The 15072-nt window shown below is 46.4% G+C and carries 15 protein-coding genes and 1 pseudogene; 9 read left to right on the top strand and 7 right to left on the bottom strand.

Annotated features, from left to right (window positions below):
- Positions 1 to 23 precede the first annotated feature (23 nt).
- The 5 genes and pseudogenes from CEQ32_RS09920 to CEQ32_RS09900 all read left to right on the top strand — a co-directional run bounded on the left by CEQ32_RS09920 (position 24) and on the right by CEQ32_RS09900 (position 7603).
- Positions 24 to 931: pseudogene (locus CEQ32_RS09920) on the top strand (cation diffusion facilitator family transporter).
- 1 nt (position 932) lies between these two features.
- The gene (locus CEQ32_RS09915; RefSeq protein ID WP_011788527.1) at positions 933 to 1259 is read left to right on the top strand and encodes a YnfA family protein; all 327 of its coding nucleotides are present in this window, start codon (positions 933 to 935) and stop codon (positions 1257 to 1259) included.
- A gap of 435 nt (positions 1260 to 1694) precedes the next feature.
- A complete protein-coding gene (locus tag CEQ32_RS09910; RefSeq protein ID WP_011788528.1) occupies positions 1695 to 2639 on the top strand; it encodes a thioredoxin family protein in 945 nt (314 codons plus the stop codon).
- Positions 2640 to 2641: 2 nt separating this feature from the next.
- Positions 2642 to 4030: a conjugal transfer protein TraH gene (locus CEQ32_RS09905; protein WP_011788529.1), complete on the top strand. Its 1389-nt coding sequence runs from the start codon at positions 2642 to 2644 to the stop codon at positions 4028 to 4030.
- A 3-nt stretch (positions 4031 to 4033) separates the two neighbouring features.
- Positions 4034 to 7603: a conjugal transfer protein TraG N-terminal domain-containing protein gene (locus CEQ32_RS09900; RefSeq protein ID WP_011788530.1), complete on the top strand. Its 3570-nt coding sequence runs from the start codon at positions 4034 to 4036 to the stop codon at positions 7601 to 7603.
- 32 nt (positions 7604 to 7635) lie between these two features.
- Here CEQ32_RS09900 and eexS read toward each other — a convergent pair whose 3' ends face one another.
- The 7 genes from eexS to CEQ32_RS09865 are packed head-to-tail and all read right to left on the bottom strand — an operon-like array spanning position 7636 to position 11311.
- Positions 7636 to 8067, bottom strand: coding sequence for an entry exclusion protein EexS (eexS, locus tag CEQ32_RS09895; RefSeq protein WP_011788531.1), 432 nt, complete (start codon positions 8065 to 8067; stop codon positions 7636 to 7638).
- A gap of 57 nt (positions 8068 to 8124) precedes the next feature.
- Complete coding sequence (locus tag CEQ32_RS09890; RefSeq protein WP_000566753.1) at positions 8125 to 8658, bottom strand: FlhC family transcriptional regulator; 534 nt, start codon at positions 8656 to 8658, stop codon at positions 8125 to 8127.
- Positions 8655 to 8954, bottom strand: a complete 300-nt coding sequence (locus tag CEQ32_RS09885) for a flagellar transcriptional regulator FlhD (protein WP_011788532.1) — start codon at positions 8952 to 8954, stop codon at positions 8655 to 8657. Before CEQ32_RS09885 ends, CEQ32_RS09890 begins: the two co-directional genes overlap by 4 nt.
- The gene (locus CEQ32_RS09880) at positions 8951 to 9499 is read right to left on the bottom strand and encodes a lytic transglycosylase domain-containing protein (RefSeq protein ID WP_000848909.1); all 549 of its coding nucleotides are present in this window, start codon (positions 9497 to 9499) and stop codon (positions 8951 to 8953) included. Before CEQ32_RS09880 ends, CEQ32_RS09885 begins: the two co-directional genes overlap by 4 nt.
- Positions 9486 to 10094, bottom strand: coding sequence for a DUF6475 domain-containing protein (locus CEQ32_RS09875; protein ID WP_001918295.1), 609 nt, complete (start codon positions 10092 to 10094; stop codon positions 9486 to 9488). Before CEQ32_RS09875 ends, CEQ32_RS09880 begins: the two co-directional genes overlap by 14 nt.
- Positions 10095 to 10134: 40 nt before the next feature.
- Positions 10135 to 11004 (bottom strand): hypothetical protein, encoded by an 870-nt coding sequence (locus CEQ32_RS09870; RefSeq protein WP_040132807.1) that lies wholly within the window; start codon positions 11002 to 11004, stop codon positions 10135 to 10137.
- A gap of 55 nt (positions 11005 to 11059) precedes the next feature.
- Positions 11060 to 11311 carry a helix-turn-helix domain-containing protein gene (locus CEQ32_RS09865; RefSeq protein ID WP_024015942.1) on the bottom strand — a complete coding sequence of 84 codons (252 nt, stop codon included), beginning with the start codon at positions 11309 to 11311 and terminating at the stop codon, positions 11060 to 11062.
- 117 nt (positions 11312 to 11428) lie between these two features.
- Between CEQ32_RS09865 and CEQ32_RS09860 the strand changes: the two genes are divergently transcribed.
- The 4 genes from CEQ32_RS09860 (at position 11429) to CEQ32_RS09845 (ending at position 14945) form a co-directional block, all read left to right on the top strand.
- Positions 11429 to 12076 (top strand): LexA family protein, encoded by a 648-nt coding sequence (locus CEQ32_RS09860; RefSeq protein WP_000854920.1) that lies wholly within the window; start codon positions 11429 to 11431, stop codon positions 12074 to 12076.
- A gap of 256 nt (positions 12077 to 12332) precedes the next feature.
- Positions 12333 to 13919 carry a peptide chain release factor 3 gene (gene prfC, locus CEQ32_RS09855; protein ID WP_088585945.1) on the top strand — a complete coding sequence of 529 codons (1587 nt, stop codon included), beginning with the start codon at positions 12333 to 12335 and terminating at the stop codon, positions 13917 to 13919.
- Between the two features lie 71 nt (positions 13920 to 13990).
- Positions 13991 to 14170 carry a hypothetical protein gene (locus CEQ32_RS09850; protein ID WP_041412565.1) on the top strand — a complete coding sequence of 60 codons (180 nt, stop codon included), beginning with the start codon at positions 13991 to 13993 and terminating at the stop codon, positions 14168 to 14170.
- 10 nt (positions 14171 to 14180) lie between these two features.
- A complete protein-coding gene (locus tag CEQ32_RS09845; protein WP_041412946.1) occupies positions 14181 to 14945 on the top strand; it encodes a TatD family hydrolase in 765 nt (254 codons plus the stop codon).
- Positions 14946 to 15072 lie beyond the last annotated feature (127 nt).

Here is a 15072-nt window from a genome sequence, read left to right as displayed (position 1 = left end):
CAGCAATAAATAGGTGAGTCTTAATGCACCAGCACAACCATTCATATATCAAAGACGACAGCGACAACCGGATCGCTATGGCTTTTTTCTTAATGTGGGTTTTACCCTAATTGAGTTTATCGGCGGTTGGTTAACCAACAGCACAGCAATTATGGCAGATGCAGTGCATGACCTGGGTGATAGCTTATCTATTGGCAGTGCATGGCTGTTGAACCGGCTTGGCCGAAAGTCTGCAAACCGACAATTTACTTACGGCTACCGCAGATTGTCATTGTTTGGCGCCTTAATTAACGGCTTGGTATTGATTGCCGGATCGGTTTGGGTACTGACTGAGGCAATACCGCGGCTGGCTAACCCGGTAATGCCAGTGACAGAGGGAATGCTGGCTTTAGCTGTGCTGGGTGTTGCAGTCAATGGCTTTGCCGCTTACCGCTTGAGCAAAGGAAATACACTGAATGAAAAAGTGCTGAATTGGCATTTGCTTGAAGACGTTCTTGGGTGGGTTGCAGTTTTGGTTGTGGCTATTGTGCTGCAATTTGTGGATTGGCCTATCCTTGACCCTTTGCTTTCTATTGGTTTCACCTTATTTATTTTGGTTAATGTTTTACGAAACCTCAGCACAACTGCGCGTTTATTTCTGCAAGCCGCGCCAGATAGCAAATTGCAAAATGAAATCCAAGATACTTTGCTGAAAATTGATGAGTTAGACAGCATTCATCACCTGCATCTCTGGTCGCTTGATGGTGAACATCATGTACTCACCGCACATGTGGTAACCAATGCCAGCAAGGCATTTACTGCAAACCATTATGCCGATATTAAGCTGCGTATTGCTAACGCATTGGAGCAGTTTGATTTAGCACATACCACGATAGAGCTGGAGTTAACACAAGAACATTGTCGGGATGAATTCCCGGATAAGGTGCAGTGAAGTGACCGTCATTACAACGTTAGGTTTATTTATCATTACTGCAATAGCAGAAATTGTCGGTTGCTATTTGCCTTACTTGTGGCTGAAAAAAGGAGCTTCAGCCTGGGTGCTGTTACCTGCTGCAATCAGTCTGGCATTATTTGCCTGGTTGTTAACGCTTCACCCAACGGCTGCTGGACGTGTTTACGCGGCTTATGGCGGAGTATACGTAACAATAGCAATAGTCTGGTTGTGGGGAGTAGATGGCATTCAACCACACCGCTGGGATCTGGCTGGCGTGGTGCTAATGCTCGCAGGCATGGCAGTGATCATGTTTGCGCCGAGATAAACAATTTGTTTTGAGCACGGTATTACGAAAAGAAAGACTTAGGTACTTTTATCATTTATAGCAATGGTTTTTCTGTTCTTGATTAAGAATTTTTCAGAATACATTGTGTATCAAATGTTAGTCGCCCACAAAAATGGTTACAGCAGTGCCTGATTTACCTATTTTTTACAAGGTGTACGCTTTGTTACTATTTCAGTTAAAAAGCTGCACTTTAATCACTATTAAAGTGCGAAATGAGCATGGTTTCTTTGTATTGACGTAAATGTCTGCTTTTCGCTCAAAGCGGTCCAATCATAAATTTGGCTCGTTAAAATTAGCTGTTGTTACTGGTCATAACAGCTAGTCAGAAACACACACGATTTCTTCATCTATCTGGCCAATCACCTTAACGGCGTTCCTTAGCATGTTAGCTCTATGAAATTTCTGGAGCTGACAATGAGAACGCCTTTGTTACCTTGGTTTATCCTATGGGTGACCATCCCAATCATTATTTTCTTTCTATTCATCTTACCCGCCTATGCCAGTGACGAGCCATTCTATCAGCGTGGTCAGGAAGGCTGGTTTTGGTATCAGGTCATTCCTGGGCCAGCGGAGGCTGAAGAGCTTATTAAGCCGGAATCTGGTGCGGCAGAGTCGAGTAAGAGCGGGCTAAAGCCTTTCAGTGCTGCCTGGTTTCGTGAGCACATGCAGTCGTTCATGGACAAGGCAATTGATGAGCCGACGAATGAGAACGTCAGAGCCTATCTGTATCTCCAGCGCGTCATGATGGATAAGGGCTCACAGTTTGCTGATGTTAGTCAGCAGGTAGTCATGGGCGATCCAGTTTTGGATGAAATCAGTCGCAGACCCTTGGCTACCTATGCTGCCAATCGGATGGATCGAGAAGCTGGCGCTCAACGAGATATTGCTTTAGGTGAAGTAGCAAAACGGGCTGGCTTATTCTTCTTCTATCGTTCTGATTGCCCTTACTGCCATGCTCAAGCGCCTATCATCGAATCAATGGCTTTGAACTATGGTTTCGAGGTGTTTGCTATTGCAGTCGATGGCTTGCCTTTACCTGGTGGAGAGTTTCCTCATTACAAAGTCGATTCAGGACAAGCCCAATCCTTGTCCGTTACGACTGTTCCAGCGGTCTTCTTAGTAGACCCGCCTAATGTCATCACTCCGATTGGCCAAGGTGCAATGAGCCTCGATGAGCTCAATAATCGAATCATTCTCGCAGCCCATCAAGCCGGTTGGATTGACGATCAAACTTACTATGCCACCAGACCTGTTCAACCCGGCGTGTCACTCGCGATGTCAGCGCAAGAGCTTAACGAAAAAATATTACAGGACCCTGAGTTTCTTGTTCGCTATCTGCGTGCACAAGGAGGGTTATAACGATGAAAAAAGTATTCCGAGTATCGCTTATCGCCTGTGCGATTGGTTTTTCATCTATGAGCCAAGCAAGCTTGCAACAGGAGATGAATCAGTTGTTTGGTTCAATGACCAACACCACTGCGCCTGGTGTATTCGAGAGTCAACGACGTGGCGTTATATCTGGAGGAAGTGTTGTTGTTCGTAACAGGATCATGAATGAGAACCTCGTCTCTATGGTGCCACCGTCATTCCAAGCCGGTTGTGGCGGCATTGATATGTTCGCTGGAAGTTTGTCATTTGTTAATGCTGATCAGTTCGTTCAATTGCTTCGCTCTGTGGCGGCAAATGCCAAGGGATATGCATTCCAACTGGCGCTCAGCGCTATGTGTGAGAAATGCTCACAGCACATGGAGACTCTGCAAAAGAAAATCCAGCAGTTGAACGAGTATTTTGGCAATTCCTGTCAAATGGCTCAGGGAGTCGTGAACGATACCTTGGCTGCTTTTGGTAAGAAGGGGCAAACAGAAGCCAGCATGTTGAGCTCACTTAAAGGGGCTGGAGACGTTTTTACCAGTTGGAGTGAGTCCAATGGTAAGAACCCTTATGAGAACGCTTCAAGTGTCGCGGCATCTGATGTGAACAAAACGATTAAAGGCAACTTGGTTTGGCGAGCACTGAAACGTCACTCGGCATCAAGCTGGTTTGCATCGGGGGATGACCGTTTTCTTGAAGCGGTTATGTCAGTGACTGGTTCGATCATTGTTGGTGATTTGGCTAATGCGGCTGATGGTCAAGGTAAAGCCCCAAAACTGACCAGACTGAATGGCAATAAAGTGACTATTGAGCATCTAATTCATGGCGGTAACGTCGCTATGTACCGATGTGACACAGTGACACAAGACGGCTGTCTGAATCCGACAATCACTAACGTGACCCTAACCGGGTTATCAACCCAGGTAGAAAATTTACTGCTTGGTACAGGTTCTAGTAACGGCATTATTTTTAAGTTTGCTCGAAATACTGGGGCAGCTAGCACCACCGAAAAGGCTTTTATGACCTCGGCTCCTGCGAGCATTGGCGGCATGATTCGAACACTTTCTGCATTAAATGAAGGGGCTGCTAGGTCGTTTGCTTCAAGAGCTGCGCCATTTATTGCTGTTGAGATGGCCCGAGCATTGGTTGAAGACATGCTCAATGCAGCTAGAAGTACCTCCGGTGTGGAAGATCATGCCTATGCGAAGTTATTAACGGAAGACCTTGAACGTGCACGTCGCCAAATCAATGAGGAGTACGCTGCGTTGCAGCGAAGATACGGCTCAGAGCAAGAATTGCTGGCGCATTTTAACCAGGTGATACAGACCATTCGCAAACAGCGTTATTACACCGTTAAATCTACGGCACTGGGGGAATAGGTCATGTGGGAGATCTATTCCATCGGGGATTCGGCATTTTTAGAGCAGGTCTTGAACGCTGTCGCGATGATTACTGGTACAGGCGACTTTACTTCAATGGTTCGCATTGGCTTGCTCATTGGGGTATTGATGGTCTCTGTTCAGGCCTTAATGCAAGGCGGTCGTGGCATTAACTTTCAACACGTTTTAGTCTCATGGCTAGTCTTTGCAACCATGTTTGGACCCAGTACCCGAGTGAGCATTGAGGATGCGTACACGGGACAAGTTCGAGTGGTTGATAATGTGCCCATCGGTGTTGCTGCCGCAGGCAGTACGATTTCAACTGTCGGCTTTCAAATCACGCGATTGTTTGAAACGGCGTTCTCAACTCCCGCCATGACGGAATACGGCTTTGCATCCAGTTTACAGTCACTGATTAAAGTGAGAAAACAGGTGATGGATCGCTCGGGGTTGGGTGATGCAAATCGTGTCGGTGGCTCAGATATCGAGCAATCGTGGTTTAACTACATCAAAGAATGCACCTTGATTGGCATCGACATCGGCCAAAAGAACCTAGATCAGGTGCTGAGTGATCCTAACCCGATGACTGCGATTAGGTTTGATTCGCGCATATATGGCACACGCATCATGCTAAGTGGTAGCAGTAGCGATCTGGACTGCACCGATGCCTATAGCCAACTGAAACTCATGACAGAATCAACCTTCATTCCGAGGCTTAAACAGGTTCTGTCAGCCTCATTGGGGACTTCGTCAGCAACGGATACTGATGACGTGATCCGAAATGCACTGAATAACCTTGGTTTGGCTTTGGTTAACACCCAAGAGTACATGACCGCGTCAGTGCTTTTGCCTATTTATGAGCAAAGCGTGACGGGCAAGTATATGGATGATCAAGCTTTCACCGCCGCCGTTATGGTTAATCAAGCGATTGAACAGCGCAATACACAATGGGCGGCGGAGCAGACTCTTTTCCAAAGTATCGTTCGTCCGATGATGACGTTTTTTGAGGGTTTCATTTACGCCATCACCCCTTTGATGGCCTTTGTGATAGCCCTAGGCCAAATCGGGATGCGAATGGCTGGGAAGTACTTGTTAATCCTGCTTTGGATTCAACTTTGGATGCCTGTCATGGCTATCATTAACCTGTATATTCATTTAACCGTTGCAGGGAAAATGTCGGCTCTTGATGCCTTTGCAGGTACAGAAGTGCCATCTTTTGCTGGGTTGATGCAGATGGATTCAGTGCTGCAAACCTGGATAGCTACTGGCGGCATGTTGGCGTCGAGTGTTCCGGCAATTTCGCTCATGCTCGTGTATGGCTCAGCAATAACTGCAACCCACTTGGCTGGACGTCTTCAAAACGGTGATGCCATTGATGAAAAGATGGCAAGTCCAGATGTCGCGAAAAATGCCCCGGTGATGCAATCACAGTCAATGTTCCAAAATTCAGCCCTCACTGGTTCTGCTATGACCGGCGCGTCAAACCTACTTAGCAGTTTCTCTGTCGGAAATGCGGTGGGTTCAATGGTCGGCTCTGCAAAAGAATCCATGACTCAGGCAACTCAAGCCTTTAGCCGTCAAGTTGGCAATACCATGAGCCGAACTTTTGGTGAAAAGCTAAGTTACGACAATCTATCTTCAGTTGGACGTCAAATCGGTTCTTCTAATTCCGCATCTAGCGCCGTTGTTAATCAGGTTACTGATGACCTACAAACTCGGTATGGTTTCGGAGACGATAAAAAAGATGCTGTACGTGGCTTGGTATCTGGCGTGTTATCGGGAGGCCTAAGGGTCGGTGGCGATGGAACTATTACTAATCCCGGTGAGAAAGAAGTTGCTGATAAGGGTTTTCTTGGAAGGCTTCTTGGTACGGGCGGCAATGATTCTCCACAGGGCAACTTGCCAGGAATGGATAAGCCAGATTCATCTCGTGTACCAAAACTATCAAGGGTACGAGCTGGGTTGGATCTAGGTGGTAACTTTAGTGGCCAAGTTGAGTCGTCAGAAGGCAGTTCTCGGTCTACGACCGCAAATACGCTCACTGGGGAGATGCAAAGCTTGGCATCGAGTGATTCACGACGTGCTGAGTTTCGCGATGCGATGGTTAAGGACCTTTCAGATTCAAGACGCTCTGGCGTTGAGATGTCGTTGTCTAATCAAGACTATCAGTCACTTCAGAGTTCAGCACAAGACGTTATCACGGCATCAAACCGCTTTAGTGAGCTTGATCAGGCCAGCTACAGTCTATCAGGACAAAGGAACACGGATGGTGCGACGTTAACTCGATTAGCAGCGGATAATCCTGAAGTCATGGATTATTTAGGTCGCTATATGAACCAGCATGTTGAAGCAGGTAACCGATTACGTGAAAACCTTCCAATGTATCAGCGCTTGCTACCTGATGATAATCAGGCGTATGTGGCCGCAGCTATGGAGTCTTTAACCTATAGCAACTCCTCGACGCCCGCTGAACGAGACAATGACTATCAAGCAGCAATGACTGTTATGGCCATGGCTACCGGAGCCGATTTACGATCAATTCAGCCACGCTCTAATGAAGGCTTGTCATCAACGGCACCTACTTTTGGTGGCACTCAAAGCCAAGTTGAATCCGGTGTTCTGGGAGGCTATGAGGGTGCTGCAAGAGTTCAAACGCAGTTCAATTCGGCTCAATCTGCTTACCAAACCAATCTTTCTGGTGTAGATGGACAGCTGAATGCGCATCAGCAACAAGCCCAGCAGGCCGTAGCTTCTGACACAAGTACCTATCAATCTGGACTAAACAGTGAAGCTGGCTCTCAGTGGCGATCTCGCATTATGGCTGATGATAGCGGAGTCTCTGGTGCTGAAATGTTCTTCAACAGCGCCAGTGCTATTGGTGATTTCAGTGGCAAGCATACTGATGCAGCTCTGCATACCTTGAATCACTTTGGCGAAGACTATGAGAGTTACAAAGAACAAGCGCTTGAAGATCCTGGCTCACGAGGTTTCTTGCACAACGCAACGGTGGCCAGCAAATCAACCTGGGATGGGTTAAAAGCCGCCGTTGATGCCGGAACCTCTTTGGAAAATCCATTGACGGCGTTTAATGATGCATACAGTGGATCGAGTTCGCAGTATGCCTCCGAAGTAAACTGGGGCACTAAGTCTGAAGCCATGTTGGCGGGGGCATTTGGTGCGGCAGTTAACAATCGATATGGTGAGTTCTTAGAACAGTATGCCGATGATTTCAAACAGGAAGCATACAGCGAAGGGCAGAGAATGGGATTGACCCCGATTCAAAGTCAAGTGTTCGCTCAAGCTTTCAATGAAGGTTTGGCGGGACGCGTATTCAATTCTGAAGACTCATCGAGTTGGTCGCCTGAAATGCTAGGTCTAAGGGAGCAAATGCTAAATGAGTATCGTCAAAAGGATGAGAGTGGCGCTTACATCCCTGACAGTGTGTCCGAAGAAGATAAAGCATTTGTGGATAAGCAGATAGCGGTGATCTCAAATGCATCGCTAGCGGGAGATTATGCTCAGAACAACTTGATCGATATTAGGGCTTATAACCAGGCATCAGGAAGGAACTGAAAATAGAAGGTAGCCAGCTTGTGGTGGGCTGGCTATTTTTTTGGCTTTTTGGGATACCTTGGATAAAAGCCATCAAAAAACGAATGGAGCTTATACCAATACCATTTTTCTTCAATGCTCAAAGTTCTACCCGAATCTTTAACTTGGCTACTCAAGAATCTAATTCCAGTACAAATAGCTATGAAAAAGAGTCCCAAACCAACAATTGTCCAACTCGCTTGCCAATATGCGATTGCTAAAAGCATCGTGATGATGGCTATTAGGCCGATGGGGTTACAGGTCGCTTTGAATCCCAAGTAGCCGAAAAAAACGACGGTGCAGAACAGAAATGGTAAAGCCGCTAACTTGGCTGATGCTGTTAATATTTCTGATGGAAAAAAATGAGCCGCAGCCAAAGTCGCCAGAAAAAGCCCCAGTGATATAAACCAGCAGCGTGCTGGTAAAGATTTAAGTAAGTTTGTCATCTTCTTAGTACTCTCAAAGTGCACGGGCGGTGCACAATCAAATCATGCATCAGCATGTTAGTTCTCAAAAAGTGCTCTAGTGGTTTGCTCGGCCATAATCTCACACACAGGACATTTAAGCTGAATACGCTGTTGAGATACCGTCAAATAAAGACTGCCGCATCGACACCGGTGTAAGGATGCTAGTTGTGATCTTAAATCACGAGCTAGAACCCAACCTTCATTGATGGTCAGTTTTTTCCAGGGGATCTCAGCTGGAAGATCTGCTTCTTCTCTTGCAACCAAGTACGCATCGTAAGCCTTCATCAAAGCATCGATATTTAATTGCTTGTAGACATTATCACCACCAATATTGACATAAAGCGCCATCAGCAGGGAGCCTTCAACTAAGGCTCTTCTGCTTTTAACGATGGCATCAGATTCTGGCAATTGACCAGGACAAGGTGACTTGCCAGTCACTTCTTTGTGGAGTCTTCTGATAATGTGGATTGGCAAACCTGTATCGAGCGCGATAATGGTGGTTCGAAATCCGTATTTAATAAGCAGCGAGGCTCGGGTAAACAACTCACTTTTGGACAGGTTATCAATCATGCATCCCCCTTGTTGTTTAGGGTTGATAATAAATAAGCGATTCTTGTGATACCTGTGCCTTTGCTCTTCACCATCTCAATCAGTTGGCTTTGGTTACCCCTTGGTTGAAACAGCATGAATGATGAGGTCGCCACTCGTTGCAGGTCGTCAACTCCAGCATTAATCAGCGCATCAACCACATCGCGTGTAAGTCCAAAGCGCAAGACGGCCTCTTGCGGATCAATGCGCGCCAATTCCCGTGCTGCGTGTAGGTATGCCAAATTTAATTGATAGAAGTCTTGTTGATTGGTTGTCATTGACGGACCTCCAGTTCATGTAAAATATTGCGATAGATAGAAAGCACTCTTTGCCCATACCAGCGTGCACGCTCTTCGTTCCAACTGTGATAGCGGCCTATGCCAAGCTCTAAATCGTTTGGTGAAGACTTGATTGCTTCGGCCAAAATACTGGAGCCGACAGTAAGGTTGGTGATGGGGTCTAGCAGTTCGGCTGCTGAGCTCACTCGATGCCCATGCCAATGCAAATTGATTTGCATAAGGCCAATATCGAGCTGGTATTTTTCACTCTCTTGAAGTGCCTGGTTTAACAGTTGCTCCGCTTCTGTCTTAGATTTGGCGTAGGTTGCGTTTGAACCATTGCGAATTGCGTATGGCCATGGACTGGTCATGTTAAGACCTCGATGTGAGGCGGACTCAGCCAAGGCAACGGCGTAGAGCATGACTGGATCAATACCAACACTTTGTGCTGCTTTTTCCCACTGATAGCCCGGAAACGCATAGACTGAAGTGCTTGCGGACATGGCTATCACTAGGGCAACGGTTTTTGCTTTAATCGTTTTCATTTTTGTCCTCTAATTGATTTCCGAGAAGCGCCTGAATGGCTTTCGGGCTTATTCTTTTCAAAGGCACTGCGCTAAAATTGGCGATGCCTCTCGTGTAAACTTGTGCCGCTTTTGACCAGTCACCCACGGCAACAGGCGCTTGCATATCAAATCCTTTTTGCTGGTTCTGATGGTCTGCAATACCCTGTAATAGCCTTGGGTATTCACCCACTTCGTCCCGCAGCAAGTAAGCCTGGTAGCGTGTTAAAAACTCTTTTTGCTTAAAGGGGTATTCCCTATCATCAACTTTGCAGAGTTCAACCCATCCCCCCATGTCTGAAATCACGCGGTGGATAAGTGCATCGTCAAACATCACGGATGTCCAAGCGCCAACCTGACGAACAGCCTTGTCAACTTTGTTCCAAGCAACCATGGCTCTTGAACCCGAGTTGCCATCGATATGCTTGATGACGTCAGCGGGCTTTGGAAAAAATTGCCCAGTATCCGGTGATTGAATATGCCGAGTCAGACCGATTCGCACTTCTTCAATGCTATAAGCACGAAGGGCTTCAAATGCGATGGATAGCAATTGTGGTGATACGCTTTTGCCATACATGGCCCAAGCAGCTCCCCAAACTTCAGCAAACTCGCGTTTATCAACCTCCTGCACTTGAACGAACCTCCCGAATACCTGGTCCGGCCCAGCTTTCAGCAATGCGGCGATTGCTTTCTTCAATATTCAATTGGTGATTGCTGCCCTTTAGGCTCGTCGATGATTGCTGTACTTCATCAATGCGAACGTACTCGTCTTCCCATTGCCGGTTTAAAAGCCAGTTATGTGGCATAGGGGTCTTAGTCCGATCTTGATACTGTAATCGGTTGTCTCGTTGCTCTTTCCAGCGTGTTAGCACTTCCAAGGCGAGTTCATGGTCTTCATTGAGGCCCATGCGTAGCCATTCTTCTTTGGCTTTCGCTTTTTTTTCTTTGCGTATTTGTACATCCCAGAAGTCTTCAAACTGTATGTGGTCAACAGTTTTAACTGTTGGTTTATTGCTTCTCTCAGAGTCATCCGACCGTTGAGAGTCCCTTACCGGGTTGCCATCAGGCATAAACAATGATGAAAATTCTTCTGGTAGCCGAGCTTGAAAAGCGGCAAGAGATTTCAAAAGCGATGCCATACCAATGAAGTCGGCAGGTACATCTTTAAGCAACCGAAAGGCTGCCTTACCTTGGTTTGGGTTTTCGATTGGGTTGTGCTTCAGAAAGCTTCGAATCAAAGTCCAACCAGATCCCTCGCAACGAATCAGGAACTGATCTTGTTCTAACTCACTTAACGTCTTGGCAACCTGTTGCTCATCCCAGTTCAAGTCAGAAGCAACGTAACCAATCGGCAGTCGAAAGCAGCCAAGCAAATTACAATGTGGGCATGTAAGCAAATACAGTCCTAGCAACTTCGCTGAGTCACTCCAGGACAAAACATTTTGCTTTAGCCAAAAGCGGGTATAGACCTTGCCATAATCACGCATGGAGGAACTCGCTTTTGTGTTTACGTAAAATGCTGACCATTATTTGCCCTTAATCCTACTGGTTACTGGCTTTCAGCTCGCTTGGGCATTCGGGATAGATGTCCGGTCTTAACTGAGATCGGGTTACCTGTCCTTGCGTAGCTTGTTCGATGGGTAAAACGAATTCAGCGGGAACACGCCCTGATTTATTCAACCAAAACCAGACGTTTTGCTGTTTTGAGTTGATGGCTCTTGCTAATGCTGATTGCCCGCCGACCAAGTCAATGGCACGGCGGAGATGTTTTTGTGTCGTTTTGAACACTTCCATACCGTCTCCTGTTACAATAATAACTGTTACAAGATTGAATGTTACAGTTTAAACTGTAGATAAGTCAACAGTTAAAATTGTTGAAAGGCTACAGTTTTATTTGTAGAATACGGGCTTATGAAAACTTTATCCGAACGACTAAACCATGCCTTGCAGCTTACTGGGGTGACTCAGTCTGAGTTGGCTCGTCGCATTGGTATCAAACAGCAGTCGATCAGCCAGATTTGCTCTGGTAAATCGGCTAGGTCTCGTTACACCATGCAGATCGCGGAGGCGCTTCGCGTGAATGCTCATTGGCTCGCCACAGGTGATGGCGAGATTGGCTTGGGGGTCGGTAATGTAGAAGTCGGGCCTGATATTAAGGGAAGAATTCCTCTCATTAACTGGGTTCAGGCCGGTGATTGGACTGAAATAGCGGAGGGATTTGCCCATGAAGATGCTGAGGAGTGGCGTGAAGTCACTGGGAAAGCACATGAGGGTTGTTTCGCACTTCGCGTAAAAGGCGACAGTATGGAAAATCCAAGCGGAAAAAAATCCATACCTGAGGGAGCAGTGATCGTTGTTGATCCTGAGTTACCGTACTCTTCAGGTTCATTGGTTGTTGCGCGTTTGGATGATTCGAAAGAAGCAACCTTTAAGCAGTTGGTTATTGATGGTGAACAGAAGTACCTAAAACCTTTGAACCCACAATACCCTGCAATACCGATCAACGGCAACTGCACCATCATTGGTGTAGTACGACAAGCTATCATCGATTTTTGGTAGCGAAGGAATTTGTGGTTTAGCCACAGTTGTTCATGAGCTGAAGAAGCAACGATTGCAAACAGCTACAACTGAGCATTGGCGCACGCTGAGAGTAAATGGTAACCGATTAGATAACCATTGATTGTTTATAAAGTCAAGATCAGCGAAAATAGCGGCCAATTACGATTAACACGACGGATTTGACAAGCGAAGAACTGAAAAGAGAGTACTTCCAAAAGTGTGTACAAATCCGTGTACAAACTAAAAGAATTTATACATGGCAAACCAAGATTTTCTTAATGAAATCAATAAGCGAAGGACCTTTGCTATCATCTCTCACCCCGACGCGGGTAAAACCACCATTACCGAAAAAGTGCTGTTATTCGGAAACGCGCTGCAGAAAGCGGGTACCGTTAAGGGCAAAAAATCGGGTCAGCATGCTAAGTCTGACTGGATGGAAATGGAAAAAGACCGTGGTATTTCGATTACTACGTCTGTCATGCAGTTCCCCTATGGTGGCGCGCTCGTTAACCTACTCGATACTCCCGGCCACGAAGACTTCTCAGAAGATACTTACCGCACCTTGACGGCGGTTGACTCTTGCTTGATGGTTATCGACTCGGCAAAAGGGGTAGAGGATCGTACCATCAAATTGATGGAAGTCACGCGTCTGCGCGATACGCCTATCGTGACCTTTATGAACAAACTCGACCGTGATATTCGCGATCCCATCGAACTGATGGATGAGGTTGAAGATGTTCTTAATATCGCCTGTGCGCCTATTACTTGGCCTATTGGCAGCGGTAAAGAGTTCAAAGGTGTTTACCATATTCTGCGTGATGAAGTGGTACTGTATCAGAGCGGTATGGGACACACGATTCAAGAGCGCCGCGTGATTGAAGGCATCGATAACCCTGAGCTGGATAAGGCGATTGGTAGTTATGCTGCCGATTTACGTGATGAAATGGAGTTGGTTCGCGGTGCATCGAATGAATTTGATCATCAAGCCTTCTTAAAGGGTGAACTTACGCCAGTCTTCTTCGGTACTGCATTGGGTAACTTCGGTGTTGACCATATCCTCGATGGTATTGTGGAGTGGGCGCCAAAGCCGTTGCCTCGTGAAAGCGATGCGCGGATGATCATGCCTGACGAAGAAAAATTCACCGGTTTTGTGTTTAAAATCCAAGCTAACATGGATCCTAAACACCGTGACCGCGTTGCCTTTATGCGCGTTTGCTCGGGTCGCTATGAGCAAGGCATGAAGATGCACCATGTGCGCATTGGCAAAGATGTTAACGTCAGTGATGCCTTGACCTTTATGGCGGGTGACCGAGAACGTGCTGAAGTGGCGTATCCTGGTGATATTATTGGTTTACATAACCATGGGACCATTCGTATTGGTGATACTTTCACCCAAGGTGAAAAGTTCCGCTTTACCGGTGTACCTAACTTCGCACCTGAAATGTTCCGCCGTATTCGTCTGCGTGATCCACTCAAGCAAAAACAATTGCTTAAGGGCCTAGTTCAGTTGTCTGAAGAAGGTGCTGTGCAGGTATTCCGTCCATTAGATTCGAACGATTTGATCGTTGGGGCTGTGGGTGTGCTGCAGTTTGAAGTGGTTGTCGGCCGCTTAAAGAGCGAGTACAACGTTGAAGCGATTTACGAAGGTATTAGCGTTTCAACGGCACGCTGGGTTTATTGTAAAGATGAGCGTAAGCTAGAAGAGTTCCGCCGTAAGTGCAGCCAAAACTTGGCGCTCGATGGTGGCGATAACTTAACTTATATTGCGCCAACTATGGTTAACTTAAATCTTTCGATGGAAAGATACCCTGATATCGAGTTCGCTAAAACGCGCGAACACTAACAGGTAAGTAACCTAGGCTAAAAGGCGGTGATTCACCGCCTTTTTTGTATCTACAATTTGTGGGATGACTCATGATTCATTGGATAACTCGGGCGTGGCGTGCCTATATTCGTTGGTGTGACAAGATGGGGCTGACGCCAGAGAATCGCCGTTGTTGTATGCCTCGATTGGAGGACCCGCCATTAGCCCGCAACAAGCCGAATTGCCAAGAAAAGGCGCCTGCACCCCAAGGAGAAACAAAATCGGAGTAACAGATTGATGATGCTAGATACCCACGCACACCTCGATTTCGCAGAGTTTGATAGTGACCGCGAACAGGTCGTGCAGCGTATGCGACAAGCGGGCATCGATAATCTGATTATTCCGGGAGTTTCCCCGCTGCATTGGGAAAAGCAGTTGGCGATTGCAGAGCAATATCAATGTTATTTTGCCTTAGGTATCCATCCTTGGTTTTGCCCCGAAGATGTTGATAAGGCTATTTCTGCATTAACATTTCAAGTTTCTCAGTTACGAGAATGTCCCCGTTTTGTTGCTATTGGTGAATGCGGATTAGACAAACTTTATGCTGATAATTGGAGTAAACAGTTAGCATTTTTCGATGCGCAGCTAACTCTCGCCAATGAGCTGAACTTGCCCGTTATCGTCCATGCAGTCAAAGCTCATCAAGAGGTATTGTCCCATTTAAAGCGCCACAAACTCCCAAAAGGTGGCGTAATACACGCCTTTTCTGGCAGTCCCGATATAGCTGCTGAATATATTAAGTTGGGTTTTAAGCTAGGTATTGGGGGCTTAGTGATGAATCCCAATGCGAAAAAACTGCTCAAAACCGTCAGCGAATTGCCCCTAGACAGCTTCCTACTTGAGACTGATTCTCCAGCCATGACCCCGCAAAATGTTACAGAAAAACGGAATCAACCCGCTAACGCTGTACTTTTTATAGACAAAATTGCAACTTTGCAAAAAAAATCTAGTGTTCTAATATCAGAACACTTGGTGTCGAATGCAATGCAACTGTTTGACCTTTAGTTGTTTTTGGTTAAACAGGTGTAGGTCGCAATAGCATTTTGCTCTAAGCGGTTGAAATTAAACTCCAAAATTTTGATCAAAACGACGATTTTCGACTTTCTCTCGGGTATAATCTGACTCGGAAATA

Origin of the sequence: Shewanella sp. FDAARGOS_354 (assembly GCF_002209245.2) — a bacterium.
Classification (GTDB): domain Bacteria; phylum Pseudomonadota; class Gammaproteobacteria; order Enterobacterales; family Shewanellaceae; genus Shewanella; species Shewanella xiamenensis.
Note: the sequence above shows the minus strand (reverse complement) of the source record. Positions and strands in the feature narration are given on the sequence as shown.